The sequence below is a fragment of the Enterococcus sp. DIV1767 genome, assembly GCF_050542585.1.
Classification (GTDB): domain Bacteria; phylum Bacillota; class Bacilli; order Lactobacillales; family Enterococcaceae; genus Enterococcus_D; species Enterococcus_D innesii.
Map to the genome: position 1 here is coordinate 762,374 of NZ_CP172936.1, position 24,602 is coordinate 786,975.

At 43.9% G+C, this 24,602-nt stretch carries 20 protein-coding genes; 12 read left to right on the forward strand and 8 right to left on the reverse strand.

Annotated elements, in window-relative coordinates; genetic code table 11:
• Window positions 1-5 precede the first annotated feature (5 nt).
• The gene (locus IGI78_RS03580; protein WP_430618452.1) at window positions 6-1,169 is read right to left on the reverse strand and encodes an epoxide hydrolase family protein; all 1,164 of its coding nucleotides are present in this window, start codon (window positions 1,167-1,169) and stop codon (window positions 6-8) included.
• A 228-nt stretch (window positions 1,170-1,397) separates the two neighbouring features.
• Here IGI78_RS03580 and nagB point away from each other — a divergent pair, with 228 nt between their 5' ends.
• Together nagB and IGI78_RS03590 are read left to right on the forward strand one after the other, a co-directional pair.
• Entirely contained in the window at window positions 1,398-2,099 is a 702-nt protein-coding gene (gene nagB / locus IGI78_RS03585; protein ID WP_005225171.1) for a glucosamine-6-phosphate deaminase, read from the forward strand.
• Between the two features lie 230 nt (window positions 2,100-2,329).
• Window positions 2,330-3,040, forward strand: a complete 711-nt coding sequence (locus IGI78_RS03590) for an MgtC/SapB family protein (RefSeq protein ID WP_008377072.1) — start codon at window positions 2,330-2,332, stop codon at window positions 3,038-3,040.
• A 78-nt stretch (window positions 3,041-3,118) separates the two neighbouring features.
• Here the strand turns inward: IGI78_RS03590 and IGI78_RS03595 are convergent, their stop codons facing one another.
• The 3 genes from IGI78_RS03595 to IGI78_RS03605 form a co-directional block, all read right to left on the reverse strand.
• Entirely contained in the window at window positions 3,119-4,291 is a 1,173-nt protein-coding gene (locus tag IGI78_RS03595) for a glycoside hydrolase family 5 protein (RefSeq protein WP_430618453.1), read from the reverse strand.
• 1 nt (window position 4,292) lies between these two features.
• Window positions 4,293-5,501: an MFS transporter gene (locus IGI78_RS03600; RefSeq protein ID WP_430618454.1), complete on the reverse strand. Its 1,209-nt coding sequence runs from the start codon at window positions 5,499-5,501 to the stop codon at window positions 4,293-4,295.
• Window positions 5,502-5,756: 255 nt separating this feature from the next.
• A complete protein-coding gene (locus IGI78_RS03605) occupies window positions 5,757-6,656 on the reverse strand; it encodes a helix-turn-helix domain-containing protein (protein WP_430618456.1) in 900 nt (299 codons plus the stop codon).
• A gap of 199 nt (window positions 6,657-6,855) precedes the next feature.
• Here IGI78_RS03605 and IGI78_RS03610 point away from each other — a divergent pair, with 199 nt between their 5' ends.
• Window positions 6,856-8,526: a family 43 glycosylhydrolase gene (locus tag IGI78_RS03610; RefSeq protein ID WP_034872855.1), complete on the forward strand. Its 1,671-nt coding sequence runs from the start codon at window positions 6,856-6,858 to the stop codon at window positions 8,524-8,526.
• Window positions 8,527-8,658: 132 nt separating this feature from the next.
• Here the strand turns inward: IGI78_RS03610 and IGI78_RS03615 are convergent, their stop codons facing one another.
• Window positions 8,659-9,474, reverse strand: a complete 816-nt coding sequence (locus IGI78_RS03615) for a DUF92 domain-containing protein (protein ID WP_430618458.1) — start codon at window positions 9,472-9,474, stop codon at window positions 8,659-8,661.
• A gap of 136 nt (window positions 9,475-9,610) precedes the next feature.
• On the opposite strand from IGI78_RS03615, the gene IGI78_RS03620 reads away from it, so the two are divergent.
• The 6 genes from IGI78_RS03620 to IGI78_RS03645 all read left to right on the forward strand — a co-directional run bounded on the left by IGI78_RS03620 (window position 9,611) and on the right by IGI78_RS03645 (window position 17,690).
• Window positions 9,611-10,918 (forward strand): NAD(P)/FAD-dependent oxidoreductase, encoded by a 1,308-nt coding sequence (locus tag IGI78_RS03620; RefSeq protein WP_081119085.1) that lies wholly within the window; start codon window positions 9,611-9,613, stop codon window positions 10,916-10,918.
• Window positions 10,908-12,350 (forward strand): helix-turn-helix domain-containing protein, encoded by a 1,443-nt coding sequence (locus tag IGI78_RS03625; RefSeq protein ID WP_081119084.1) that lies wholly within the window; start codon window positions 10,908-10,910, stop codon window positions 12,348-12,350. Before IGI78_RS03620 ends, IGI78_RS03625 begins: the two co-directional genes overlap by 11 nt.
• A gap of 131 nt (window positions 12,351-12,481) precedes the next feature.
• Window positions 12,482-14,002, forward strand: a complete 1,521-nt coding sequence (gene glpK / locus IGI78_RS03630; protein ID WP_086293308.1) for a glycerol kinase GlpK — start codon at window positions 12,482-12,484, stop codon at window positions 14,000-14,002.
• Window positions 14,003-14,005: 3 nt separating this feature from the next.
• Window positions 14,006-15,835 carry a type 1 glycerol-3-phosphate oxidase gene (glpO, locus tag IGI78_RS03635; protein ID WP_430618460.1) on the forward strand — a complete coding sequence of 610 codons (1,830 nt, stop codon included), beginning with the start codon at window positions 14,006-14,008 and terminating at the stop codon, window positions 15,833-15,835.
• Window positions 15,828-16,544 carry an MIP/aquaporin family protein gene (locus tag IGI78_RS03640; protein WP_005225178.1) on the forward strand — a complete coding sequence of 239 codons (717 nt, stop codon included), beginning with the start codon at window positions 15,828-15,830 and terminating at the stop codon, window positions 16,542-16,544. Before glpO ends, IGI78_RS03640 begins: the two co-directional genes overlap by 8 nt.
• Window positions 16,545-16,634: 90 nt before the next feature.
• Window positions 16,635-17,690, forward strand: a complete 1,056-nt coding sequence (locus IGI78_RS03645) for an alpha/beta hydrolase fold domain-containing protein (protein ID WP_430618462.1) — start codon at window positions 16,635-16,637, stop codon at window positions 17,688-17,690.
• Between the two features lie 59 nt (window positions 17,691-17,749).
• Here the strand turns inward: IGI78_RS03645 and nrdF are convergent, their stop codons facing one another.
• The 3 genes from nrdF to nrdH form a co-directional block, all read right to left on the reverse strand.
• Window positions 17,750-18,715, reverse strand: coding sequence for a class 1b ribonucleoside-diphosphate reductase subunit beta (nrdF, locus tag IGI78_RS03650; RefSeq protein WP_005225180.1), 966 nt, complete (start codon window positions 18,713-18,715; stop codon window positions 17,750-17,752).
• A 97-nt stretch (window positions 18,716-18,812) separates the two neighbouring features.
• The gene (gene nrdE, locus IGI78_RS03655; RefSeq protein WP_008377092.1) at window positions 18,813-20,972 is read right to left on the reverse strand and encodes a class 1b ribonucleoside-diphosphate reductase subunit alpha; all 2,160 of its coding nucleotides are present in this window, start codon (window positions 20,970-20,972) and stop codon (window positions 18,813-18,815) included.
• 97 nt (window positions 20,973-21,069) lie between these two features.
• Window positions 21,070-21,294, reverse strand: coding sequence for a glutaredoxin-like protein NrdH (gene nrdH / locus IGI78_RS03660; RefSeq protein WP_005225182.1), 225 nt, complete (start codon window positions 21,292-21,294; stop codon window positions 21,070-21,072).
• A 357-nt stretch (window positions 21,295-21,651) separates the two neighbouring features.
• Between nrdH and IGI78_RS03665 the strand changes: the two genes are divergently transcribed.
• Genes IGI78_RS03665 through IGI78_RS03675 form a run of 3 tightly spaced genes read left to right on the forward strand, consistent with a single transcriptional unit; the run spans window position 21,652 to window position 24,385 of the window.
• On the forward strand, window positions 21,652-22,122 hold the full coding sequence (locus tag IGI78_RS03665; RefSeq protein WP_195266074.1) for a FeoA family protein: 471 nt from the start codon (window positions 21,652-21,654) through the stop codon (window positions 22,120-22,122).
• Window positions 22,119-24,257, forward strand: a complete 2,139-nt coding sequence (gene feoB / locus IGI78_RS03670; protein ID WP_195266072.1) for a ferrous iron transport protein B — start codon at window positions 22,119-22,121, stop codon at window positions 24,255-24,257. The genes IGI78_RS03665 and feoB overlap by 4 nt, the downstream gene beginning before the upstream one ends.
• Window positions 24,254-24,385 carry a FeoB-associated Cys-rich membrane protein gene (locus IGI78_RS03675; RefSeq protein ID WP_195266070.1) on the forward strand — a complete coding sequence of 44 codons (132 nt, stop codon included), beginning with the start codon at window positions 24,254-24,256 and terminating at the stop codon, window positions 24,383-24,385. Before feoB ends, IGI78_RS03675 begins: the two co-directional genes overlap by 4 nt.
• Window positions 24,386-24,602 lie beyond the last annotated feature (217 nt).

Here is a 24,602-nt window from a genome sequence, read left to right on the forward strand (position 1 = left end):
TTTATTTACTCCTTTGTTGTATCAGTTACTGTAGAAAAGAAAGCGCGGATATGGCTCGCAAGCAAAGCTGGACATTCAGCAGCTGCGAAATGCCCACCAGTGTTAAGCTCTTCCCAGCGAAGGATCTTCGGGAAAAGTCTTTCTACGTACTCTTTTGGCGGACGTTCATGAGCTTGGGAAGTTAGTAAAACACCTAAAGGTACAAATGAACGGTCGAATTGGTTAGGCCACTGTGTATATTGGCCTTCATAGTAGAAGCGATTTGAAGAATTGATCGTTTCGGTGAACCAGTAAATAGACACATTGGTTAAGAGTGTGTCCAAGTCAAAGTGATAGTGGGTGTCTTCCTCATTCTGCATTGACCATAAATGCCATTTTTCAATAATGAAGGCAGCTAAACCTACAGGTGAATCATTGAGTCCATAAGCATACGTTTGTGGTTTTGTACCTAAACTATGAGCATAGCCACCTTCTTTTGCATACCAACGTTTACAAAGTGCCAAATATTCTGTTTCTGCTGTGCTCATAGGCGTTTCATCTGTTATAAGAGGACTAGGGTTTCCCGGTGAGGTGGTATGGTAGCCAATCACATTGTCTGGGTGATCCAAACATAGGAGACCGGCGATACTTGCTCCTAAATCATAACCATGAATTCCGAATTGATCATAGCCCAACCTCTTCATAAGTTTTAACAAAATCTGCCCAGCCTTGCGATCTTCAAAATGTCCCTCTTTTGGGATGTCAGAAAATCCATGTCCAGGAATCGAAGGAATGATGACATCAAAAGAAGCTTCTGGTGAACCACCAAAGGATTCTGGATCAGTTAGGAAGGGAATCAAATCCAAAAGCTCATAAATAGAACTCGGCCAACCATGGGGGATCAACAATGGTGTTGGATTGGGACCATGCCCACGTTCATGAATAAAATGAATCGTCATTCCATCAATCGTAGTTGTGAAATTGGCAAAAGCATTTATTCTCTTTTCTGCATTACGCCAATCAGATTCGTCTTGCCAATAAGAAATAATCGTTTTCATATCATCTAAAGGAATACCATAATTCCAGCCAGCATTGGCGGGTTCATCGGGATACCTTGTTAGCGCCAGGCGTTTTTTTAAGTCACTCAATGCTTTTTCTGAAATCTGTACTTCAAAAGGGCTAATTTCCATGGGACCTCCTAATAAAAATGTACTTGTTAAGAATTAGGATACATGAACGTATGTTCTTTTTACAGTTTTTCGCTTGTTGAGTCAAAATTGAACCTGATTTTTAGGATGAAGAAGACAGATTCGGCTATCAAAATAGTAAAAATCGTCATCTGGTCTAGACTAATTATTGTAATCAAACACAACCTGTGGTATTATTGGACTATACCAAATAGAAACGGAGCGCTGATCATGGAAATTATTCGCGTTAAAGATGCTGCTCAAGGCGGAAAGAAAGCTTTTGAATTGATACAAGAAGGTATGGCAAATGGCGCCAAGGTGCTAGGTTTAGCAACAGGAAGCACGCCAGAGACCCTTTATGCAGAAATGACTGCCAGTGAAGTTGATTTTTCAGAAATGACTTCAGTCAACTTAGATGAATACGTAGGACTAGGCGGCGAAGACGAACAAAGCTATCGCTACTTCATGAATGCTCATTTATTCAATAAAAAACCATTCAAAGAAACCTTCGTACCAAACGGCAAAGCGGAAGACTTAGAAGCAGAATGCCAACGCTACGATAGCGTGATTGCGGATCACCCAGTTGATATCCAAATCTTGGGTATCGGTCAAAACGGACATATCGGCTTCAACGAACCTGGTGCATCCTTTGAAGGAACGACCTCAGTCGTTGACTTGACTGAATCAACCATCAATGCCAACAAACGCTACTTTGATAAAGTCGAAGACGTCCCAACGACGGCGATTTCCATGGGGATCGGTTCAATTATGCAAAGCAAAAAAATCATTTTGATGGCATTTGGCGAAGTCAAAGCGGATGCAATCCAAAAAATGATCGAAGGACCCGTAACCAACGAATTACCAGCTTCTGTTTTACAAAAGCATGATGACGTGATCGTGATCATCGATGAGGCTGCTGCCAGCAACCTGTAAAACAAAATCAGCCCTTTTCAGAAATAAGTCAGAAGGAAAACGCGCCATCCTTGCAGCTTCCCCCTGCGCTTGTGCAGTAATGCCAGCGCAGCTGCGAGCGATGGTTCGGACCTATCTTGCTTATTTCTGAGGAGGCTTTTTTTATTTGGCCGCTCTAGCGATGTTTTTTCCTTTTTTCCATCAGAGATGCTATAGTTAAAAGAGAGAATACGAAGAAAAGAGGGATGCAAATGGTTGATATGCATTTATCCATTCCTGAAGTAGCACTGAGGTTGCTGTTGGCGATGGTCATGGGTGGCGCGATTGGGTACGAGCGGCAGTACAAAAGCAGACCAGCTGGTCTTAGAACCCATATCTTGGTTTGCATGGGGGCTTGTGTCATTGCTTTGATCCAAGTGGAGATCGCCACAGGTGCCATGCGAGATGCGCTGGATCATCCAGATTTAGCAGGCGTGATTCGTTCGGACGAAGCACGATTGATTGCGCAAGTCGTCAGCGGGGTCGGTTTTCTAGGCGCCGGAACGATCATTGTGACGAAGCGCTCGGTGACGGGGTTGACGACGGCTGCTTCCTTATGGGCGATCGCCGGTTTAGGAATTGCCATCGGGATGGGCTTTTACACCATCGCATTAAGTAGTTTTATCGGGATCTTCTTTGCATTGACGATCGTTAAGCGGATCGTCCGCGTACCAACAGCAAAGAAATTAGAAATCCAATACATCCACCGCACCGAGACCAAAGAGTTTTTGACGGAGTACTTCCAAGAGAAAAATATCGTGATCGAAGATGTCAATTTTGATGTCAAATTCATGGAAGACTATCGCATTTATACCAACATTTATACGATTGATCTCCCGCGAGGACTAGGCTTTTCTGAAGTGATCGAAGAATTGTCTGTCTACAAAAATGTCACGAAGATCCGCTTGGTGGATATTGCTTAAAAGCAACAAAAAAGCGAGATTGAAACGTAACGCAAACAGTATCGTTTGCTTCGTTTCAATCTCGTTTTTTGTTGTGTTTTAGAAACGTGGATCGATCCAGTTTTTTGCCATAGCTCGACTAGCATCCCAGGAATCCCAGCCATACCAAGCAGGCTCATTGATCGTATCGATGGATAACTTATAGGTCCAGTACATATGTCCGGCTCCTTGGTTCCAAGCTGTGATTGAAGCACGCCACAAAGTTTGATAAACTTCTTCTAATTCGCTTTTTGTCAAACTACGGTTGCTACTGAATTCCTCTTGTGTGGGATTGATACCGCCTTTGGTATCTGTACCAACAGCATAGGAGTTGAACAAGGACCATTCTCCAACAAAAACCTCGACATATTGTGCAACCGTGGCGATCTCTTGGGCTAAGCCATCAATGAAAGACACGTATGCTTCCAAGGATTGCTCTGTGCCGGCCATTTCTGCCATCATAACGTATTGGTGCGTATCTAGCATGACATTGTGAAAATCGTTTTGGGTGAAAAACTCTTTCCAAGCATGCAATTGGAAGCCATCATGAAAGACGATCACTTTGTCATCGCTTAAATAGTTACGCATTCTTCGATAGGCATCTTGATAAAAAGTTCTCAAAAAGTCTAAAGAGATCGGTGCACTACCTTTTGCTAACGCAAGATCACGAGGTGGGAAACGATCCATGGGATTCATGCTGTGCCACACTTCACCATCTGTGATCGGTTCGTTTAATACTTCAATGCCCCACAATGCTTCGTGATCCGCATATCTTTGCGCCAAACGTTCCAAGACGGTCAATTCGAACGCCACTTCTTCGGGCATTTGTGCCCATCTGACCACACCCGAGAGACCACCATTGTCAAAACCATTTTGGCTGAAGGGTGCGGTATGCAGATCGATCAAGATTTTTAGGTCATAAGCCTTTGCCCAAGCGAAGGCTTTATCCAAATAGTCGATACAGCCAATAAAGGGGGTACGATCACCAAAAATAAAATAAGGGACAGGTATTCGAACGGTATTGAAGCCAGCTGCTGAAATGCGCAAGAAGTCAGCTTCAGTGATGAATGTTTCACGATGAATCAACAGCCGTGCTTGGTATTCAGCTTCAGGTAGATCATAGGCTAAATAATACTCGTCATCGGCAGGTGTTCCTTGAAAGAGACTAGGTGCCATCCATTTTTCTAATACAAGCCAACCGCCTAGGTTGACGCCTCTAAGTTTTTGTTCCATCTTATAGTTCCTCCTTACTAATAGGTGTGGTTGTTTTATTGAAAGCGAGAAATAGAAAAATCAGAGCAATGATTGCCATGATTCCGGCAGCGATTCTGACTTGCATGACCGCCGTTGTCATGCCAAACAGTTGACTGATAAAGTTTATGACATAGGGGGAGGAAAAAGCACCAAGATTACAAGCGACCATTGCCAAAGAAACAACTAAGTTATTGGCTTCTGGATCTACATCGCTAAGAATGACACTGTATACATAAGGAACTACAAGATTGGCAAGATAAACCACTAATAGACCAATGAAAAAGACGGTCATCGTAGGTGCTAAAGTTATCGTGAAAAAACCAACCATTGCGAAACTGATGACGACAACTGGTGTAAAGCGCTTTAATAATTTGGTGATTTGACCAAAAGCTAATGCGACCAAGCTGCTAAAAATACCGGCGATTGCTAGTGCGGTGGAAAGAAATCCTTGATTCGTCAGCGCCAATTCTTGAATCAGTAGTGCGGAAGAAGTAATGACGACCATCAAACTAATGAAGAATAAAAAGAGAGTCAAAATACCTAAAGTTACGCTTAATGGCAGCTTTCTTCTTTTTGTATCGATGGTTGATGACTGCGTTGTTTCAACTGGATTTTCATTGACGTTACGATAACCGAAAAGAAAAAGAAACAGAATCGGTAAGATGACTAAGTACACTAAGAATGAAGCTTGCCACGAGATCGTTAACAGTAAGCCCGCAGCAAACGTTGCTAGGCTATTTCCTAAAGTCATCACGGCTGATTGAATACCTAATAAGTTTTTTTGCTCGGCACCTGTAAAGTTGTCGCCGATCAAGGAGACGGTCATTGAGTTAAAGAGTCCCAGACCTGCGCCAAACAAAATACGGGCAAATAAAATCAAGCCAAAATTCATTGTAAATGCCGGTAAGATGCCACCGACTAAAGCGATCATCAAGCCTAAACAGACCGTTCGCTTTTTGCCAAGTGCTTTGATAAACCATGAACTTAGCAGAATGAAAATCAAGATTGCCATTGATGGCAGTGTCAAAATAGATTGGACTTGTGCGGTGGTTCGGTCAGAAAAATCGTTCATAATAAAAGGTACGGCTGCTGCTACTGCACCAGCAGCTTGTACGACCAATGAAAGACTCAAAATTCCGATTTTTAACGGCAACCGACTTTTGATTGACATTGAATTTTCTGAAATCATACATATTCCCCTTAATGTAGTGCAAAGCAAGTGTGCTGAGAATACCCACTCATCTTGCTATTTTGCAACTAACTGTTTTTATTCCTGCAAACGATTTCTTGGTATTAATCATAAAGAATGCAGACAGGACTTGAAATATCAAAAAAAAGGGGAAATTTACCATTTTTCATTTATTATGCGAAAAAAAAGCTTTTTTTCGCATCCTCAGAGGAAGAAGTAGGAGTCGCTTTTCTCGAATCATTATTTGTCGATTACTTATTTTGCTGTTTCTAACTGGAGCTTACGGTATTTATTCGGCGATATATTTGCCCATTTTTTGAATTGTCTCGTAAAGTGGGCGGCATTTTGATAGCCAATGATCTCTGCGATTTCGGCGATGGTCAATTTGGGTTGATGGAGATAGAATTTTGCCTGGTTGAAACGTAATTGATCTAAGTACTGTTTTGGACTACTAGCATAAACTTTTTTGAAAACCGTCAGCATCGTACTATTACTAATGTTCAATGAATTGGCTGTATAACTCATGGAAAGCAAGGCTTTGTTTTCTTCCGTTGGGCTTTGTGTGTACGTACGAAAATTTTGTTGAATCGCTTCAGCGATCGCTTTTGCTAAAACAAGGGAAGTGTTATCTGTATGCGCTAACTGATTTTTTTCATCTTCGACATAGTCTAGTAAGGCACGCATCAGTTCTAACAGTAAGATCTCAATGGCGATTTTTTCTTTCATTCCAAAGTATCCGCTTGCCAAAAACGCAATGTATTGCTGAAGGATCGCAACGATCGCTTGGTAGGCGGGATTCGTCTTTTTTAGTAGTAAAGGACAATACATCAACAACTGTTGCTGAATCTCAGGATCATCCAGATCGAAATGCATACAAAAATACTCTAAACCTTCTGCTACGAGACAAGTATTTTCATGAGCGGTACCAGGCGGTATCAGGATCACATCATTTGCCACAAAATCAAACTGCCTGCCTTCAAAAATTGTTCGCTGCTCTCCATCAATGATCATCATGATCTCAAAAGCAAAGTGGGTCTCTTGTGGTGCACACCATCCTTGGGAAACACGTTGCTTGTGTCCACCAAAGGTTTTTAAATTGATGTCGATATCGGGTAATTTGACCAGCTGTTCTAGCCATTTAGGTGTTGGGTTCATTCGGTACGACCTCCTTAAAAATGAAAAATGGTAAGTATTGGCTTTTTTTTGATATTCATTCTACCCTAAAAGTTTCGTAAGATAAATGTAGCAATCGAATAAAACGGTTTCAATTTATCGCATTCGCCTGCAAACGATGATAAAAAAACTGTTGTTTGGTTGCAAAACGAATAAAAAGTTAAGAATAGGAAGGAAGCTTATGACAATCATCAAAAATCCAGTTATTCCTGGAATGGCGCCTGATCCCTCTATCATTTGTGTGGATGAGCGTTATTATATCGCAACTTCAACCTTCCATTGGACACCTGCGATTCAACTTTTCGAATCAAAGGATCTTGCGAATTGGCAACTTGTTGGTTATGCCTTGAACAATGAAGAAGTGAATTTACGTGGAACCAATACACCAGCTGGTATCTGGGCACCACATTTATCTTATGATCCACAAACAAAACGATTTTGGCTGGCGTATTCACATATGGTCAACATGGCAGGACGTGAATTTAATGCTGATTCCTATGCCATTTGGGCGACTGACATCCGAGGACCATGGTCAGAACCGATTTATTTTACCTCAATTGGCTTTGATCCAGCGCTATTTCATGACGAGGATGGGCGGCATTATTTAACGATTTTGGAATGGGAAACAAGAGAAGGCTATCAAGCGCCGGGACATATTGTTCTTGCGGAGATCGACTTGCCTTCAGGTAAATTACTGTCCCCTTGGCATCGCGTAACACAAGGGTTCACCACCAGAGGGTGTGCGGAAGCACCCCAAATATACAAGCATGAAGGGGCATACTTTTTATTGCTGGCATCTGGAGGCACGGGCTATGCTCATGGTGTGGAAGTCGGTCGCGCAGAGACTATTTTTGGTCCTTATGAAGCGCATCCTTCTGGCGAACCAATCCTTACTTCTTCTCCAAGGCATCTGTTTTCTTTGGGCGACCCTGATGCTGGGCATTTTGAAATGGTCAATCCTCATTCAGTGATGCAAAAAGCAGGACATGGTTCGCTCGTCCATACCCATACTGATGAATGGTTCATGGCTCATTTAATGGCAAGACCCTTAGAGGGGGAGCTGTTGAATCCTCTTGGAAGAGAAGCTTCTATTCAAAGGATGCACTGGACCGAAGACAATTGGTTGGAAATGGAAGATGGAAGCAATTTGGCAAAAATGACTTTTAAAGGATTAGCTGGTGTTCCAATTGACAATGAACCAAACACTGATTTATTTGATTCATTTCAAGAGGCGCAGTATCTGTTAGAATTTATGACACCGTATCGCCAACAGCATCAGTCATGGGTCAGTACGCAAAAGCGGCAGGGGTACTTACGGATCTATGGGGGCAATTCCTTGTTTTCACAGATGAATCCTGCCATCATGGCAACACGAGCAACCTCTTTCACCTATGAGGTGGAGACCTTGTTGGAGTTTCAACCGAACCATTATTCACAAACAGCAGGACTTGGGCTTTATTATGATTCAAACAATTGGTTATATGCTCATGTTACCTATTCAGAAGAAAAGCGATGTCCTTATTTGACTCTCTTACAGGCAAAATTAGGACAAAGGATCGAATATGTAAATACTCGCGTCGTCGTTCCCGAAGGAAATATTCACCTGAAAATTAGATACGAGCATGGGATCGCAAACGTCTACTATCGATTAGAGGAACAAGAGACTTGGCAAGTTTTGCTCCAAGATCTGTCAGTGGCGTACTTATCTGATGAAGGAGTCAATGGAATGCCAGGAGAAATAGGCGGCTTCACAGGATTATTTAATTTCATTGGTGCCGTGGATGCACACCAACATCAATCCTATGCTGATTTTGCTTATTATAAAGTGACGAATCATTCGTCTGCATCTTAATCAGGCTCCTTATGGAGTGAGCACCCGTATCATACTTTCACTAAACAAATAAAAACCTTCAAGAGAAACACAAACGTGTAACTCTCGAAGGTTTTTTGTATGAAGGAATTGTCATCGCAGTGGATTGCCTGATTACTTGAAAAAAGAGCCAGTTAGCAAGACTGATACAAAAACGATCACTATTGAAGTCAGCAAATTGACCCCTTCATTCGTTACGAAGGAAAGACCGCCGACTTGCTTGGTCGCAACGTCGTGGTGGACTTTTTTTTCGGTGTATTGGTGACAGACAGGGCATTGATAGCGCACCTGAATCGCTGCGCCCAGTAAGCTGTCCAAAAGACTACCGCAAAAGCCTAAAGCAGTCAAAGTCAACCAGAGATCAAGGGAGAACGGCTTGCCGTTCAACCATAAGGCTGCTACGAATAAACCAGTGATGGCGAGACTCCCTGCTAGGGAAGCGGCAGTTCCCAACCAACTGACACCGCCGGAAAGTCCCGGTGGTAATTTTTTTCCCGTTAGTAAGTGACGCGGTGGACTTGGACTCAGCACGCCGATTTCTGAGCCCCAAGTGTCAGCCGTACAGCTAGCGATTCCCGCCACAAATCCCCAAAGGAATAGCGGTTCTTTCGTCCAAAAGGCAAGCAGTAGAGCAAAGATGCTTGGTGCGATGTTCGCAAAGACTTGTTTTGCATCACGGCGAGCACCTTTGGCAAGCACAGCTAACTCTGGCTGACGGCGCATTTTCTTTAAAAGACCAATGATGCCAGAGCTGGCAAAGAAAAAGCCAATCAAAAAGATGCTGTACCACGGACCAAAGCCAATGACCAGTGTGCCGCAAAGAATCGCAGCCAGTGCGCCAGAAATAGTCAGCCACTGAAAGACGAATGCTGCCGCTGCAACGAATATGCTGGCAAACAAGCCCAGCATGAATTGATAGAAGAAAACCATTTGAACACTCCTTTGCGTATAGTGTAGCATAGGTCTCATTTATTTTATCGCAGTTAACAAAAAAATAGTCAGCTTGATAGCTTTTTACTCGTCAAATGAGAGCGTTTCATTTAAGCTAAAGGAGAGAGGTGATCCAATGAAAATCATAATTATAGGTGGGTCTTTTGGTGGTGTCAGCTGCGCCCGTGAAGCACGTCGATTATACCCTGACGCAGAGATTCTACTGATAGAAAAAAAAGCCCATCTTGGGTTTGTTCCAAGCGGCTTGTTATTGCTGATCGAAGGCAGGATCGCTTCGCTGGAAGAAGCATTCTTTTGTACGAAGGAGCAGCTGGAGGCAGAAACAATCGACGTAGCCTTAGAAGAAACCCTTCTAGAAGTCTTTCCTTCGGATCATCGGATTCGAACGGATAAGCGGGAACTAAGTTATGATCGACTCGTCTTGGCAGCAGGCTCTAGTCAGGATTCCACTGTTTTGCCACAACCAGAAGAAGCACTGCTGACCTACAAAGAATATGAAGCAGCGAAGCATTTCTTGCAGCAATTGCCCCAAGCAGAGTCGATTACCATCGTCGGTGCTGGTCAAGCGGGGATGGAAGCGGCGAATACCTTGACGGCGATCGGAAAAAAAGTCAGTGTGATCGAATCAATGTCATATCCTTTGTTCAAGTACTTTGATCGCGATTTTTTGCAGCCCTTTTTAACGGAGATCGAAAAAATCCCCAACTTGCAACTGCATTGGTCGGAGCCAACTTTGGCAGTCGTCAAAACGGAAACAGGCTTTCGGATCGAAACCGCCAATCAAGGCTATGAAAGTGACCTTGTATTGACGACAGTTAACGTTCATCCTCGCTTGCCAGAGGCATTTGCGGTCTTTGAATTACACAGTGATCAAACCATCTGGACAGATGCCTACTTGGAAACTTCTGCCACGGATATTTTTGCGGTCGGCGATTTGATCCAAATTCCGAATGCTATTACGAAAGACACGGTCTATATGCCCTTAGTCAATAATGCTGTTCGCTCAGGGATCGCGGCAGCTCGCAATCTAGCAAGCAAAACAACTCCGTTTCGTGGTGGATTGCGGACAGTCGGTACACAATTGTTTGAGTGGTATTTAGCCAGTACTGGTTTGACCGAGTCGGATCAGTTTTTCTATGAATCCCCGATCGTCTGTCACACTTTTACGGCTGCCGCTTCCCTTTTTGATTCGACGCAGGTTCATGGAAAAGTGATGATCGATCAAGCCAGCGGCCGAATCGTTGGTGCGCAGCTATTATCAAAAGCCAATATTTTGGAAAAAATCAATTTACTAGCATTTGCGATCGAGCAGCAGGCAACGATGGAGGAGCTGACCCAAAAAGACTTTTTCTTCCATCCACGGTTCACGAATGTGTTGGATCAAACCTTCATATGGTCGGGAAGTGATGCCGATGAGACTTGATCAGTTATTAGAAAAAAAAGAAGCAAAGCAATTGCAGCTGCTCAAAAAACTTTTACTAGTTGGCGGTCAAATGGAGCTACATGAATTAGCGCTCTATCTTGGCATCAGTAAGCCTTCCTTGGAAAAATATGTGGAGGAGTTGCAAGATGAGCTGGCTCACTACCAAGAGCAGTGTCGATTGTATTACCGAAATGGTTCACTGGTTTTTGAAATGAGTCCCACTTTTTCCCTCAATCAAATCGAATGGGCGTTTTATCGGTCAGCATTGAAATTTCAAATTCTTGAGCATCTTTTACAACATCAAGAAGTGACGACTGTCCAGCTGGCACAAAAATTAGCGGTCAGCGAGTCATCCTTGTTTCGCAAAATCAAAGAGCTAAATGGCTTGCTAGCAGAATTCGAATTAGAGATCTGGCAAGGAAAGCTGATTGGGGAAGAAACGCAAATTCGTTATTTCTATTTTGAACTCTTTTGGTATGTCCATTCTTTCGACAGTCAGCCGCTGCCGATCGATGAAAAATACGTCGGTCTGATCACACGAGGTCTGAACATGACCTTCACGAAAGAAGCCCAGCAGCGCTTGTCCCTATGGCTGAGGATCATGAAGGCGCGACTGAAAATTGCTACTCAATCCTTTCAAGTCTTACGGGAGAAAATGGCACCTTACATGAAAGATCCTTTGTTTCAGCAATTACGGGAGTTGGTATTTCGTGGGTTTGGCCATTATGCATTAGAAGTCAGAGAAGAGGAGGCGATGCTGCACTTTGTCTTTTTACTGTCGTTCTCGGTGTTATCCGAACACGATCTGCAAGTGTATATGCTGCAGCGTTCTCGGTTTACGCCAACTGCCTTGACGGATACCTTGATTTTGGAACATATTTTGCATCTCTACCGCCCATCGTTTGTTCCCCGTGAAATCGAAGCCACTTGTTATGGTCACCTGCTGCAGATCCACAGCCGCGTCTATTTTTTCAAAGGGGATGTGGAGGTTTTTGATCGAGAAAATATTTGGCAGTTAGAAGCGCAGCTATCCAGTCGTAACATCCAGCAAATCAGTCACGAACTATTGGATAAGGCTTTAGCAGAGCTTGATATCAAGCCATCTGATAAAAATAGTTTGTTGATGATGACGATGGTCAAATACTTGAGCGTGATCACGATCATCGATTATCAAATCAATCGGGAGTTTCGCGTCGGGATCGCTTTGAAAATGGATGAACTGTTTAAAGAAGCCCTCTACTACATGTGGCTGCTGTATCTCAAAAATTTGAATGGCGTAGTCGTGGAACGCTATCGTCCAGAACAAGAATATGATTTGATCTTGGCGAATTACGCCATCGAGACCAAAACACCGACTTATCGAATCAGTGAACTAGGTACCGCTTATGATCGGGAAACGATCAAAAAAATGATCCGCGAACGCTTTCAATAGTGGATTTCGTCAATTTCTTAGAAATTTGAAAAAAAATTGACGAACCACATAGCGAAAGTTCGGCTAAAATAAAAGCAAGTCAGAAAGCGCTAACAAGAAGAGCGTATAAAAAACTAAAGGGAGCGAATCAAATGGCAGAAAAAAATTATGTAATGGCGATCGACCAAGGAACCACTAGTTCAAGAGCAATTATTTTTGATCGTAACGGGAAAAAAATCGGCAGTTCACAAAAAGAGTTTCCGCAATACTTTCCAAAATCGGGTTGGGTAGAACACAACGCCAACGAAATTTGGAACTCTGTCCAATCAGTCATCGCAGGGGCATTTATTGAATCAGGTATCCGACCAGAAGCAATCGCTGGCATCGGGATCACTAATCAGCGTGAAACGACAGTGGTTTGGGACAAAACGACAGGGCAGCCAATCGCGAATGCAATCGTTTGGCAATCCCGCCAATCTTCACCGATCGCTGACCAATTAAAAGCAGATGGCCATACAGAGATGATCCATGAAAAAACTGGGTTAGTCATTGATGCGTATTTCTCAGCGACCAAGGTGCGTTGGCTTTTAGACAATATCGAAGGGGCACAAGAAAAGGCGGATAATGGTGAGCTACTCTTCGGAACGATCGATTCATGGCTTGTGTGGAAGCTGACAGATGGACAAGTCCATGTTACCGATTACTCCAATGCTAGTCGGACGATGCTTTACAACATTCATAAATTAGAATGGGATCAAGAAATTTTGGATCTTTTGAACATTCCAAGCTCGATGCTACCAGAAGTCAAAAGCAACTCAGAAGTCTATGGTCACACCCGCAGCTACCATTTTTACGGCAGTGAAGTACCAATCGCCGGAATGGCTGGAGACCAACAAGCCGCCCTCTTTGGACAAATGGCCTTTGAAAAAGGTATGATCAAAAATACTTACGGCACTGGGGCATTTATTGTCATGAATACGGGTGAAGAACCACAATTGTCTGACAATGACCTACTGACGACCATCGGGTATGGTATCAACGGCAAAGTCTATTATGCTTTAGAAGGAAGTATCTTCGTTGCTGGATCAGCGATCCAATGGCTGCGGGATGGTCTACGCATGATCGAGACTTCGCCACAATCAGAAGAAATAGCTGCCAAAGCAAAAGGTGATAATGAAGTGTATGTGGTGCCTGCCTTTACTGGATTGGGTGCACCTTATTGGGATTCAGATGCAAGAGGAGCCGTCTTTGGCTTGACTCGTGGGACGACGAAGGAAGATTTTGTTCGGGCAACACTGCAAGCTGTTGCGTACCAATCAAAAGACGTCATCGATACGATGAAAAAAGATTCCGGTATCGATATCCCATTGCTGAAAGTCGATGGCGGGGCAGCCAAAAACGATTTATTGATGCAGTTCCAAGCGGACATTTTAGACATTGACGTGCAACGAGCTGCGAATCTGGAAACAACCGCATTAGGTGCAGCTTACTTGGCAGGGCTAGCGGTTGGCTTCTGGAAAGACTTGGATGAATTGAAATCAATGGCAGAAGAAGGGCAAATGTTTACGCCAGAAATGCCAGCAGAAGAAAGAGACAATTTGTACGAAGGTTGGAAACAAGCGGTGGCGGCTACTCAGACCTTCAAATTCAAAGCGAAGAAAGAAGGCGAGTAAGCCATGACCTTTTCTCAGAAAGATCGGAAGGAAACCATTCAAGAAACGGCAAAGACCACCTATGATGTGTTGATCATCGGTGGTGGGATTACCGGCGCAGGGGTTGCCGTTCAAACAGCAGCGGCTGGGATGAAGACGGTTCTTTTGGAAATGCAAGACTTTGCCGAAGGGACGTCTTCGCGGTCCACCAAACTCGTTCATGGCGGTATTCGCTATTTGAAAACCTTTGACGTGGAAGTGGTCGCTGACACCGTGCGGGAACGGGCGATCGTTCAACAAATTGCTCCGCATATCCCGAAACCCGATCCGATGCTTTTACCGATTTACGATGAACCGGGGGCAACCTTCTCCTTGTTTTCTGTTAAAGTGGCGATGGATCTTTATGATCGCTTAGCAAATGTGACAGGCAGTAAATACGAAAATTATCTGTTGACGAAAGAAGAGGTCTTAGAACGCGAACCACAGCTGCAGGCGGAAAACTTAGTTGGTGGCGGAGTCTATCTTGATTTTCGCAACAACGATGCCCGCTTGGTGATCGAAAACATCAAACGAGCACAAGCCGATGGGGCAGCAATGATCAGTAAAGCCAAAGTCGTCGGCATCTTACATGATGAGCAAGGCATCATCAATGGGGTAGAAGTGGAGGACCAACTGACAAACGAGCGCTTTGAGGTTCACGCCAAAGTCGTGATCAACACGACAGGCCCTTGGTCAGACATCGTTCGTCAATTAGACAAGAATGATGAGCTGCCGCCACAAATGCGTCCGACGAAAGGTGTCCATTTAGTGGTCGATCGGGAAAAACTAAAAGTGCCGCAACCAACCTATTTTGATACTGGGAAAAATGATGGTCGGATGGTTTTCGTGGTTCCAAGAGAAAACAAGACCTATTTTGGCACAACCGATACGGACTATACAGGCGATTTTGCCCATCCGACGGTCACACAAGAAGATGTCGATTATCTACTGACCATCGTGAATGAACGCTTTCCACATGCACAAATCACCCTTGATGATATCGAAGCGAGCTGGGCTGGTCTACGTCCATTGATTACGAATAATGGCGGGTCTGATTACAATGGCGGCGGTAAAGGCAAACTATCGGATGAAAGCTTTGAGCAGATCGTTGAAAGCGTCAAAGAATATCTTGCAGATGAGCGGCAGCGACCAGTTGTAGAAAAAGCTGTAAAACAAGCGCAAGAACGAGTAGAATCCAGCAAAGTGGATCCATCGCAAGTTTCTCGCGGCAGCAGTTTGGAACGCTCAAAAGACGGACTATTGACGTTGGCAGGCGGAAAAATCACCGACTATCGTTTGATGGCGGAAGGAGCAGTCAAACGGATCAATGAATTGCTTCAAGAAAGCGGTGCTTCCTTCGAGTTAGTGGATTCAACCACGTACCCAGTTTCTGGTGGGGAGCTTGATGCAGCCAATGTAGAGGAAGAATTAGCGAAGCTGGCTGACCAAGCGCAAGCCGCTGGGTTCAATGAAGGAGATGCGACGTATTTGGCTCATCTTTATGGGTCGAATCTTCCCCAAGTGTTGAACTACAAGACGAAGTTTGAGGGCTTAGATGAAAAAGAAAGCACTGCCTTGAACTATTCCTTGCATGAAGAAATGGTTCTGACGCCTGTCGATTATCTATTGCGTCGGACCAACCATATCCTATTTATGCGAGATACCTTAGATGAAGTCAAAGCCGGCGTCGTTGCAGCTATGACCGACTTCTTTGGCTGGGACGAGGAAGAAAAAGCAGCCCATGTAGCAGAATTGAACCAAGTGATCGCAGAATCAGATTTAACAGCCTTAAAAGGAGGAAAAAAAGATGAATGAGACAACCCAGATCTTTAGTGAATTTCTAGGAACGGCTATTTTGGTTTTGTTAGGGGATGGCGTGTGTGCGGCTGTCAATCTGAAAAAGAGTAAAGCAGAAGCCTCTGGCTGGATCGTGATCGCGATGGGCTGGGCAACGGCGGTAACGATTGCCGTTTACGTTTCAGGGTACATGGGACCTGCTCACTTGAATCCAGCCGTTACATTAGGCATGGCGATGACAGGGAATTTTTCTTGGAGCTTAGCTGTACCGTTTATGCTGGCGCAGATTGCTGGTGCGATCGTAGGGGCAATCCTCGTTTGGCTCAACTACTTGCCATTATGGGATGAAACAAAAGACCAAGGCGCGATTTTAGGTACCTTTGCAACAGGGCCTGCAGTTCGTAATTTAGTATCGAATACCATCACTGAAGTAATTGGTACCTTTGTCTTAGTCTTTGGCTTATTGGCTTTTGGTGCCAATACCTTTACGGATGGATTAAATCCCATCGTCGTTGGGATCTTGATCTTAGCGATCGGGCTGTCGCTTGGTGGACCAACAGGCTATGCCATCAACCCGGCACGGGACTTAGGACCACGGATCGCTCACCAAATCTTGCCAATCAAAAACAAAGGGACTTCCGATTGGGGCTATGCGTTAGTACCAATCATCGGTCCAATGATCGGGGCAGCGATCGCAGCTGGTTTGTTTATGATGTTGCCATTATAAACGATGTTATTTTAAGGATGATGCCTATTGGTATCATCCTTTTTTAATCTTTAGCGATTGTCATTGAATTTGCTAAAAAAACATGGTTAAATGAAAAAGCTGAAACAGAACGAAGGAAGGAGCTTTTGCGTGAAAAAAATTCTGCGCTTTTTCATGTGGGTGGCGATGGTCCTGATCGGACTCTTAGCTGCCGTTTTTCTGGCTTTTCAACTCTCCCCACGACCGGGGGCTTTTTTGATCGGTCATCTGTTTAACCAAGAAGTGACCATCAAGGATGAGGCAGCTTATCAAAAAAGTTTGCCGAATGTGACGGTCAAACAGGACTTGACGTATCAATCGGATTATCAACGTAGTACCTTTGATCTATATTATCCCAAAGAGGCACAAGGCCCTGTTCCAGTCATTTTTTGGGTCCATGGGGGCGGCTATGTCGGCGGAGACAAAGAAGGGGTCAAAGAGTTTGCGACCTATGTCGTCGATGAAACCAAAGCCGCTGTGATTTCGATTAATTATGAATGGGCACCAAGTCTGCATTATCCTGGACAGGTCAAACAATTAGCCCAAGCGGTAGACTCGATCAAAGCAGATGCCCAAGCATACCCCATGCTGGATTTCGATCAACTCTTCTTCGGCGGGGATTCTGCAGGAGCCCAAATTGCTGGGCAATATGTGGCGCTGCAAACCAATTCAGCGTATGCGAAGGAAATGTCCTTTGATCAAGACATTCCTGCATCGGCCCTGAAAGGGTTTATTTCCTATTGCGGCCCCCTTGATTTGAAGCAGATCGCCGGGACTTCTTCGGATGATCGCTTTATGAAATTCTTTGTCAAAACGGTGGCTTGGTCGTTATTAGGAAAAAAAGAATGGCAAGACAGTCCCCAACTGCAGGAGATCTCACTGGTGGATAAATTGACGGCGGATTTTCCGCCAACGTATATCACGGATGGCAATGCCTATTCCTTTGAAGACCAAGGCATTGCCTTTGCCAACCAGCTGCAAGCTCTTGATATTCCCGTGACAAGTCGTTTTTACAAAGGGAATTCGGAAACAGTGACCCACGAATACCAATTTGATTATAGCTTGCCGCAAGCACAGGCATGTTTGACAGAAACGTTGACCTTTATCAAAGACCAGCTGGCTAACTAAAAAACACCTTGTTTCTCACCCTCTATTGGCGAGAAACAAGGTGTTTATTTGTAAGAAAATCAATCAAGTCCGATGAAGTAGTCATCGTCTTTCATCGCTTCTACGGAACCGAGCAGATACCCGTTCCCAACTTGTGAGAAGAAGTCGTGATTGCTGGTACCAGTTGAAATACCGTTCATGACGATTGGATTGACATCGTTGGCGGTGTCTGGGAAAAGCGGGTCTTGTCCTAGATTCATCAAAGCCTTATTGGCATTGTAACGCAAGAAGGTTTTGACTTCCTCGGTCCAGCCGATCTCATCGTATAATTCTTCGGTATAACGCTCTTCGTTTTCATACAACTCATACAACAAGTCGTACATCCAGTCTTTCAGCTTTTGCTGTTCGTCTTCTGGTAATTCGTTGAAACCTAATTGGAATTTGTAGCCAATATACGTGCCATGAACGGATTCGTCACGAATGATCAATTTGATGATCTCCGCTACGTTCGCTAGTTTGTTATTGCCTAAGTAGTAAAGGGGTGTATAGAAACCTGAGTAGAATAAGAAGGTCTCTAGAAACACACTGGCGATTTTTTTCTCTAGCGGTGTCCCATTTTTGTAGATCTCATTGATTCGTTCGGCTTTCTTTTGCAAATATGGATTGGTGTTGGTCCATTCAAAAATATCAGCGATCTCCGCTTTTGTATTCAAGGTGCTGAAAATCGATGAATAACTTTTTGCATGGACAGATTCCATAAATTGGATGTTGTTCAAGACCGCTTCTTCATGTGGGGTGCGGACATCTTTACGCAGTTGATCCATACCGCTTTCTGATTGAACGGTATCTAATAAGGTCAAACCGCCAAAGACGTAGCCTACCGTCGTTTTTTCTAATGGTGATAGCGTCCGCCAATCATCAAGGTCATTTGATAAAGGGATCCGCGTATCTAACCAGAATTGCTCTGTTAATTTTTCCCAAGTGGATTTATCGATGATATCTTCGATCTCATTCCAGTTGATTGCTTCATAGTAAGTCTTACCCATAGTCGGTTCCTCCAATAATCGTATCAAGACAACAGCCGACCCGCTGTCAAGAAAGAGCAGGGGCAGGCGGTTAGTTCGTTTTCAGGCAAAAGTTGGATTAGATGACACAGCTTTCACATTGGTTGCTGCCGATCTCTTCTGCATCATCTGTAAAGGTCCGTACATAGTAGATCGATTTGATGCCTTTGTGGAAAGCGTAGTGACGCAAGATGTTCAAATCACGGGTGGTTTGTTTTGTCGTTTCTTTCCATTCGTAAAGACCTTCTGGAATATCTGAACGCATAAACAAGGTCATACTCATCCCTTGATCGACGTGTTTTTGAGCAGTTGCGTAAACATCGATCACTTTGCGCATATCCATATCGTAGGCTGATTTGTAGTAGCCGATCGTCTCATTGCTCAAGTAAGGTGCTGGATAGTAAATCTTGCCGATTTTCTTTTCTTGGCGTTCTTCGATCATCCGAGTGATTGGGTGGATGCTGGCACTCGTATCATTGATATAAGAGATCGAACCATTTGGTGCAACGGCTAGGCGGTTTTGGTGATACAAGCCGGTTTCTTTGACGGTTTGTGCCAAGGCTGCCCAATCTTCACCAGTTGGTAAAAAGACGCCTTCAAACAATGCTTTGACTTTTTCCGATTTTGGTTGGTAGTCACCTTGGATATAATCGGTGAAGTAGCTGCCATCTGCATAAGCTGATTTTTCAAAGTTATGGAAAACTTCGCCTTTTTCTTTGGCGATGGCATTGCTTTCAACCAATGTCCAATAGTTCAACAACATGAAATAAAGATCAGTAAATTCAAGAGATTCTGGTGAACCATATTCCATTTGATTTTTTGCAAAATAGGTATGCAAGCCCATTGCGCCTAAACCGATCGTGTGGTTCAAGGCATTCCCATTTTGGATCGATGGTACCACGTCAATGTCAGACGCATCAGTAACGAAGGTCAAGGCACGAGTCATTGCTCGAACAGATTTCCCAAAGTCAGGGCTGTCCATCAAGTTCACGATATTGGTGGAACCTAAGTTACAGCTGATATCTGTTCCTAAAACCTCGTATTCTTGTTTGCCGTTGATTTCAGATGGTGCTTGGACTTGAAGGATCTCGGAACAAAGATTACTCATGATGATCTTGCCATCGATTGGGTTGCTGCGGTTTGCGGTATCGATATTGATGATATAAGGATAACCAGATTCTTGCTGCAATTTAGAAATTTCGTTTTCTAAATCACGGGCTCTGATTTTGGTTTTGCGAATCCGTGGATTCATAACTAAGTTGTCGTATTCCTTGGTGATATCGACATAAGAGAAGGGTACGCCATATTCTTTTTCGACACTGTAGGGACTAAAGAGATACATCTCTTCATTTTTACGCGTCAATTCGTAAAATTTGTCAGGTACGATCACACCTAATGATAAGGTTTTGACACGAATTTTTTCATCTGCATTTTCTTTTTTCGCTGATAAAAAGCTGATGATGTCTGGGTGGAAGACGTTCAAGTAGACCACGCCAGCCCCTTGCCGTTGACCCAATTGGTTTGAGTAGCTGAAGCTATCTTCAAACAATTTCATTACAGGCATCACACCACTTGCTGCACCTTCGTAGCCTTTGATAGGCGCGCCGGCTTCCCGCAAGTTTGATAATGTGATCCCGACACCGCCGCCGATCCGTGAAAGTTGCAGCGCGGAGTTGATCCCACGACCGATCGCGTTCATGTCATCAGTGATTTGGATCAAGAAACAAGAAACCAATTCACCGCGACGTTTGCGTCCTGCATTCAAGAAAGAAGGAGTTGCTGGTTGGTAACGTTGGTAGATCATTTCATCTGCCAAGCTCATGGCTAACTCTTCATTGCCATCCGCAAAGTAAAGGGCGTTGAAAGCGACCCGATCTTCGTAACGTTCTAGATACGCGGTACCATCATTGGTTTTTAGTGCGTATTGTGAATAAAACTTGTAAGCAGCCATAAATGATTTGAAAGTAAAGTGTTGCTCGTCTAAGAATTGATACAAGTCCTCAATAAAAGCAGGACGGTACTTTTTGATAAATTCTTCTTCTAAATAATCATTTTCAATCAAATAATTGATTTTGTCCATTGCAGTCGCAAAGGTTAAGGTGTTTGGTTCAACGTTTTCTTTAAAGAATGCCGCTAGGGCTTCTTTGTCTTTATTTAATGGAATTTGACCATCTACTGGACGGTTGATCTCATTATTCAATTTGAAATAACTGACATCTTTGATTTCTTTCAAGCTCATAAATGGCTAACCTCTTTTCTTGTTTTGTTCGTATAAAAAAGGACTTGCGGTCTGGACGACTGACAAATCCCTCAAAAGCATCACATTGAGAAAAATCTTAGCTCGCTAATTGACGTAGTTGATCTGGACGGAAACCGATGATCGTTTGCGCATCAGAGGTAATGACTGGCACACTTTGGAATCCTTGTTCTTTCAAAAATTCTAATGCTTCAGGCTCATTATCGATATTGATTTCTTCAAAGGCAATCTGATTTTCACTTAAAAAGCGTTTCGCCATTTTACATTGCATGCAGTTGTTTTTAGAAAATAGTTTGATATTCATAATTGTTTCCTCCGAGTTGTAATAGTTATAAACCTAGTATAAATAAGTCTCGGAGAAAGTCAACGAAAAAACACTATATCTTGTGCTTGTGAATTCGACATACACAATTTATAGTGTTTCTGTGTTTTTTATGCAAATGAAAAAAGCGGAAAATACGTAGAATTACAAGGTTTTTGCGTAATTATTAGAGGGGATATGCAATCAAAATGAGTAAAAAAAATCTCCATTGTGAAGGAAGATTCAAAGTTAAGTCGAAAACAGATTGACTTCCTGTGGAAATAGCTCTATTATAATGATAATCATTCTCAATTAAAGTAGGTTAATTAAAACAACACTTCACAAAAGGAGTAAGAACCAATGAAAATGGCGCAAACTCGGGCTTCTGGGACATACAAAATCGACTCGTTCGCAACAACCAAAGAAATCACGGTTCATTTAAACGATCTTGGCATTCGCACGGGCGTTGAAATCGTTGTGGTACAAAAAGATCGCAAAGGCGGCATCATTTTGCACCAGGGAACGCGGATTGCTTTAGATGCAAGGGTCATGGAACAAATCGATGTCACAGAGATCCAGCAGCAAACCGTCATTACCTCTTTGGATCAGCTACAAGTCGGTGAAAGCGGGAAGGTCAATCAGATTGGTGCAAAAGGTGCTTTGCGCCGTCGTTTGATGGATATGGGGCTTACGAAAAACGTTCATTTGGAAGTAGTGAAACTGGCTCCATTGGGTGATCCAATGGAGATTCGGCTCCGCGGCTATGAATTGTCTTTGAGAAAGCAAGAAGCAGCGTTGGTTTTTGTCGAAAAAGGAGTCGAAACGGTATGACCTATCACTTTGCATTAGCAGGAAATCCCAATAGCGGGAAAACAAGTACTTTCAATCAATTGACTGGTGCCAAACAAACAGTGGGCAATTGGCCGGGTGTCACCGTAGAACGTAAAGCGGGGCGACTGCGAAAAGACCGGCACGTGTTGATCCAAGATCTGCCCGGGATCTATTCCTTGTCGCCTTATACGCCGGAAGAACTGATTTCCCGCAATTATTTGATGGAGGCATCGCTGGATGCGGTAATCAATATTATTGACGGAACTAATCTTGAGCGAAATCTGTATTTAACCTTGCAATTATTAGAAATGAATGTTCCCACCGTGGCAGTCATCAACATGATCGATCTATTAAAGAAAAAAGGCTTGCAGATCAACTTCGAAAAATTGGCTTACGGATTAGGGATTCCGGTAGTGGGGATCAGTGCTTTGAAACAACGTGGTTTAGCCAAAATGATCGAGACAGCGAAGCACGCAGTCAACACACAACAGCTCCCTCCCCGCTACGATGATCGTTTAGAAGCTGGCTTGACCGAGATCATGGCGATTTTGCCAGAGACGATCCCTCAGCAGCAAAAACGTTGGTTTGCCATAAAACTCTTTGAAAAAGATGAAGCGATTCAAGCAATGTGTAAACTGACTGATTCCCAGCAAGCAGTCATTCAGGAGACGATTTCGATTTTAGAGATGATCTTTAAAGACAGCAGTGACGCCATTCTCGTTAATGAGCGCTATGGCTTCATTGAAGAATTGTTGGCGCTGGCAGTCATCAAGGAAACAGATCAGCACTTAGCCTTCAGCGACAAAATCGACCGCGTGTTGACCCATCGCGTATTGGCGCTACCAATTTTTGCCTTCATTATGTGGGGAATCTACTATTTATCGATTCAGACGATTGGCACGATCGGCACCGATTGGGTCAATGATGTATTATTTGGCAGCTGGATACCCGAAACAGCAGCGCACTGGCTAGAACAGCTGCGGGTCGCCCAGTGGCTGCAAGAATTGATTTTGGATGGCATCGTGGCAGGGGTCGGTGCGGTCTTAGGCTTTTTGCCGCAGATTTTCGTGTTGTTTTTTTGCTTGGCTATCTTGGAGGATTGTGGATACATGGCACGGGTGGCATTTGTCATGGACCGGTTGTTTCGCAAATTTGGTCTATCCGGCAAGTCGTTTATCCCTATGTTGATTGCCACAGGATGCGGCGTGCCGGGGGTGATGGCAAGCCGAACGATTGAAAACGAAAAGGATCGTCGGTTGACGGTGATGGTCACGACCTTCATGCCTTGTTCTGCCAAATTGCCGATCATCGCATTGATCTCCGGAGCCTTTTTCCCTCATTATAGTTGGGTCGCACCATCGGCCTATTTTGTCGGCATGGGTGCTGTGATTTTTTCAGGGATCGTCTTGAAAAAAACGCCGCTTTTTGCAGGTGATCTGGCACCATTCATTATGGAACTGCCAGCGTATCATTTGCCGCAGCTCACAACGATTTTGAAAAGTGCCTGTGATCGAGCCGTTGCTTTTGTAAAAAAAGCCGGTACGATAATTTTTGTAGCTTGTATCTTTGTCTGGTTTACCTCCAGCTACAGCTTTACCTTGCAGCGGGTCAGTGAAGACCAAAGCATTTTGGCCTTTTTCGGTCGACTTTTGGCGCCGCTTTTTGCTCCCCTAGGCTGGGGAACTTGGCGAGGCGCCGTGGCGACGATCACTGGCTTGGTGGCCAAAGAAAATGTGATCGGCACATTCGGGATTCTCTACGGACAAACCGGTGAGTTGTCAGAAAGTGGGACGGAGATTTGGCAAGTGTTGCGCGGCGATTACACTGCTGTGGCGGCATACTCTTTCCTGGTCTTTAATCTACTATGTGCCCCCTGTTTTGCTGCTATCGGTGCGATCCACCGTGAAATGGGGGACAGCAAGTGGACATGGTTAGCCATTGGCTATCAATGTGGCTTGGCATACTGCGCCAGTTTGTTGGTCTACCAATTCGGACACGTCATCTTTGAAGGCGGACACCTCACGCTAGGTGTTTTCGCGGCAATAGTCGTTACTGGTCTATTGGTATTTGCTCTGGTGAAGAAACCATTCCGAGGGAGTGCACCCTTGATCCAAGTCGTAGGAGGCGAAAAATGATTGCTACAGTAATTCTAAGCGGACTGATCCTTGGCTATGGCGGCCGTGTGGTTTACCGCATGGTGAAAAAGGATCATTGTTCTGATTGCCACAGCAGTTGTCCCGTGAAGCATGAGGAAGCAAAGTAGAAAATAGCAGTTGCAAGTAAAAATTCGTGTGAAAATACCTACGGCTAGAAATACAATTAAAACGGTAGATCTATAGCCATGAATAGAGTGTTTGCCTTAAGAAGTTCTTAGTTTATTTAAGAGCTTCTTTTTTTGTGGATGCAAGCAAAAGATCTGTCCATTTTTGGTTCACTTTTTCCTTGATGGAATAAGTTTTGTGAACTGCTCAAGAAGGTTA

Coding starts and splice junctions, on each gene's coding strand:
- IGI78_RS03580 (WP_430618452.1), bottom strand. CDS start 1,169: ATGGAAATTAGCCCTTTTGAAGTACAGATTTCAGAAAAAGCATTGAGT.
- nagB (WP_005225171.1), top strand. CDS start 1,398: ATGGAAATTATTCGCGTTAAAGATGCTGCTCAAGGCGGAAAGAAAGCT.
- IGI78_RS03590 (WP_008377072.1), top strand. CDS start 2,330: ATGGTTGATATGCATTTATCCATTCCTGAAGTAGCACTGAGGTTGCTG.
- IGI78_RS03595 (WP_430618453.1), bottom strand. CDS start 4,291: ATGGAACAAAAACTTAGAGGCGTCAACCTAGGCGGTTGGCTTGTATTA.
- IGI78_RS03600 (WP_430618454.1), bottom strand. CDS start 5,501: ATGATTTCAGAAAATTCAATGTCAATCAAAAGTCGGTTGCCGTTAAAA.
- IGI78_RS03605 (WP_430618456.1), bottom strand. CDS start 6,656: ATGAACCCAACACCTAAATGGCTAGAACAGCTGGTCAAATTACCCGAT.
- IGI78_RS03610 (WP_034872855.1), top strand. CDS start 6,856: ATGACAATCATCAAAAATCCAGTTATTCCTGGAATGGCGCCTGATCCC.
- IGI78_RS03615 (WP_430618458.1), bottom strand. CDS start 9,474: ATGGTTTTCTTCTATCAATTCATGCTGGGCTTGTTTGCCAGCATATTC.
- IGI78_RS03620 (WP_081119085.1), top strand. CDS start 9,611: ATGAAAATCATAATTATAGGTGGGTCTTTTGGTGGTGTCAGCTGCGCC.
- IGI78_RS03625 (WP_081119084.1), top strand. CDS start 10,908: ATGAGACTTGATCAGTTATTAGAAAAAAAAGAAGCAAAGCAATTGCAG.
- glpK (WP_086293308.1), top strand. CDS start 12,482: ATGGCAGAAAAAAATTATGTAATGGCGATCGACCAAGGAACCACTAGT.
- glpO (WP_430618460.1), top strand. CDS start 14,006: ATGACCTTTTCTCAGAAAGATCGGAAGGAAACCATTCAAGAAACGGCA.
- IGI78_RS03640 (WP_005225178.1), top strand. CDS start 15,828: ATGAATGAGACAACCCAGATCTTTAGTGAATTTCTAGGAACGGCTATT.
- IGI78_RS03645 (WP_430618462.1), top strand. CDS start 16,635: ATGAAAAAGCTGAAACAGAACGAAGGAAGGAGCTTTTGCGTGAAAAAA.
- nrdF (WP_005225180.1), bottom strand. CDS start 18,715: ATGGGTAAGACTTACTATGAAGCAATCAACTGGAATGAGATCGAAGAT.
- nrdE (WP_008377092.1), bottom strand. CDS start 20,972: ATGAGCTTGAAAGAAATCAAAGATGTCAGTTATTTCAAATTGAATAAT.
- nrdH (WP_005225182.1), bottom strand. CDS start 21,294: ATGAATATCAAACTATTTTCTAAAAACAACTGCATGCAATGTAAAATG.
- IGI78_RS03665 (WP_195266074.1), top strand. CDS start 21,652: ATGAAAATGGCGCAAACTCGGGCTTCTGGGACATACAAAATCGACTCG.
- feoB (WP_195266072.1), top strand. CDS start 22,119: ATGACCTATCACTTTGCATTAGCAGGAAATCCCAATAGCGGGAAAACA.
- IGI78_RS03675 (WP_195266070.1), top strand. CDS start 24,254: ATGATTGCTACAGTAATTCTAAGCGGACTGATCCTTGGCTATGGCGGC.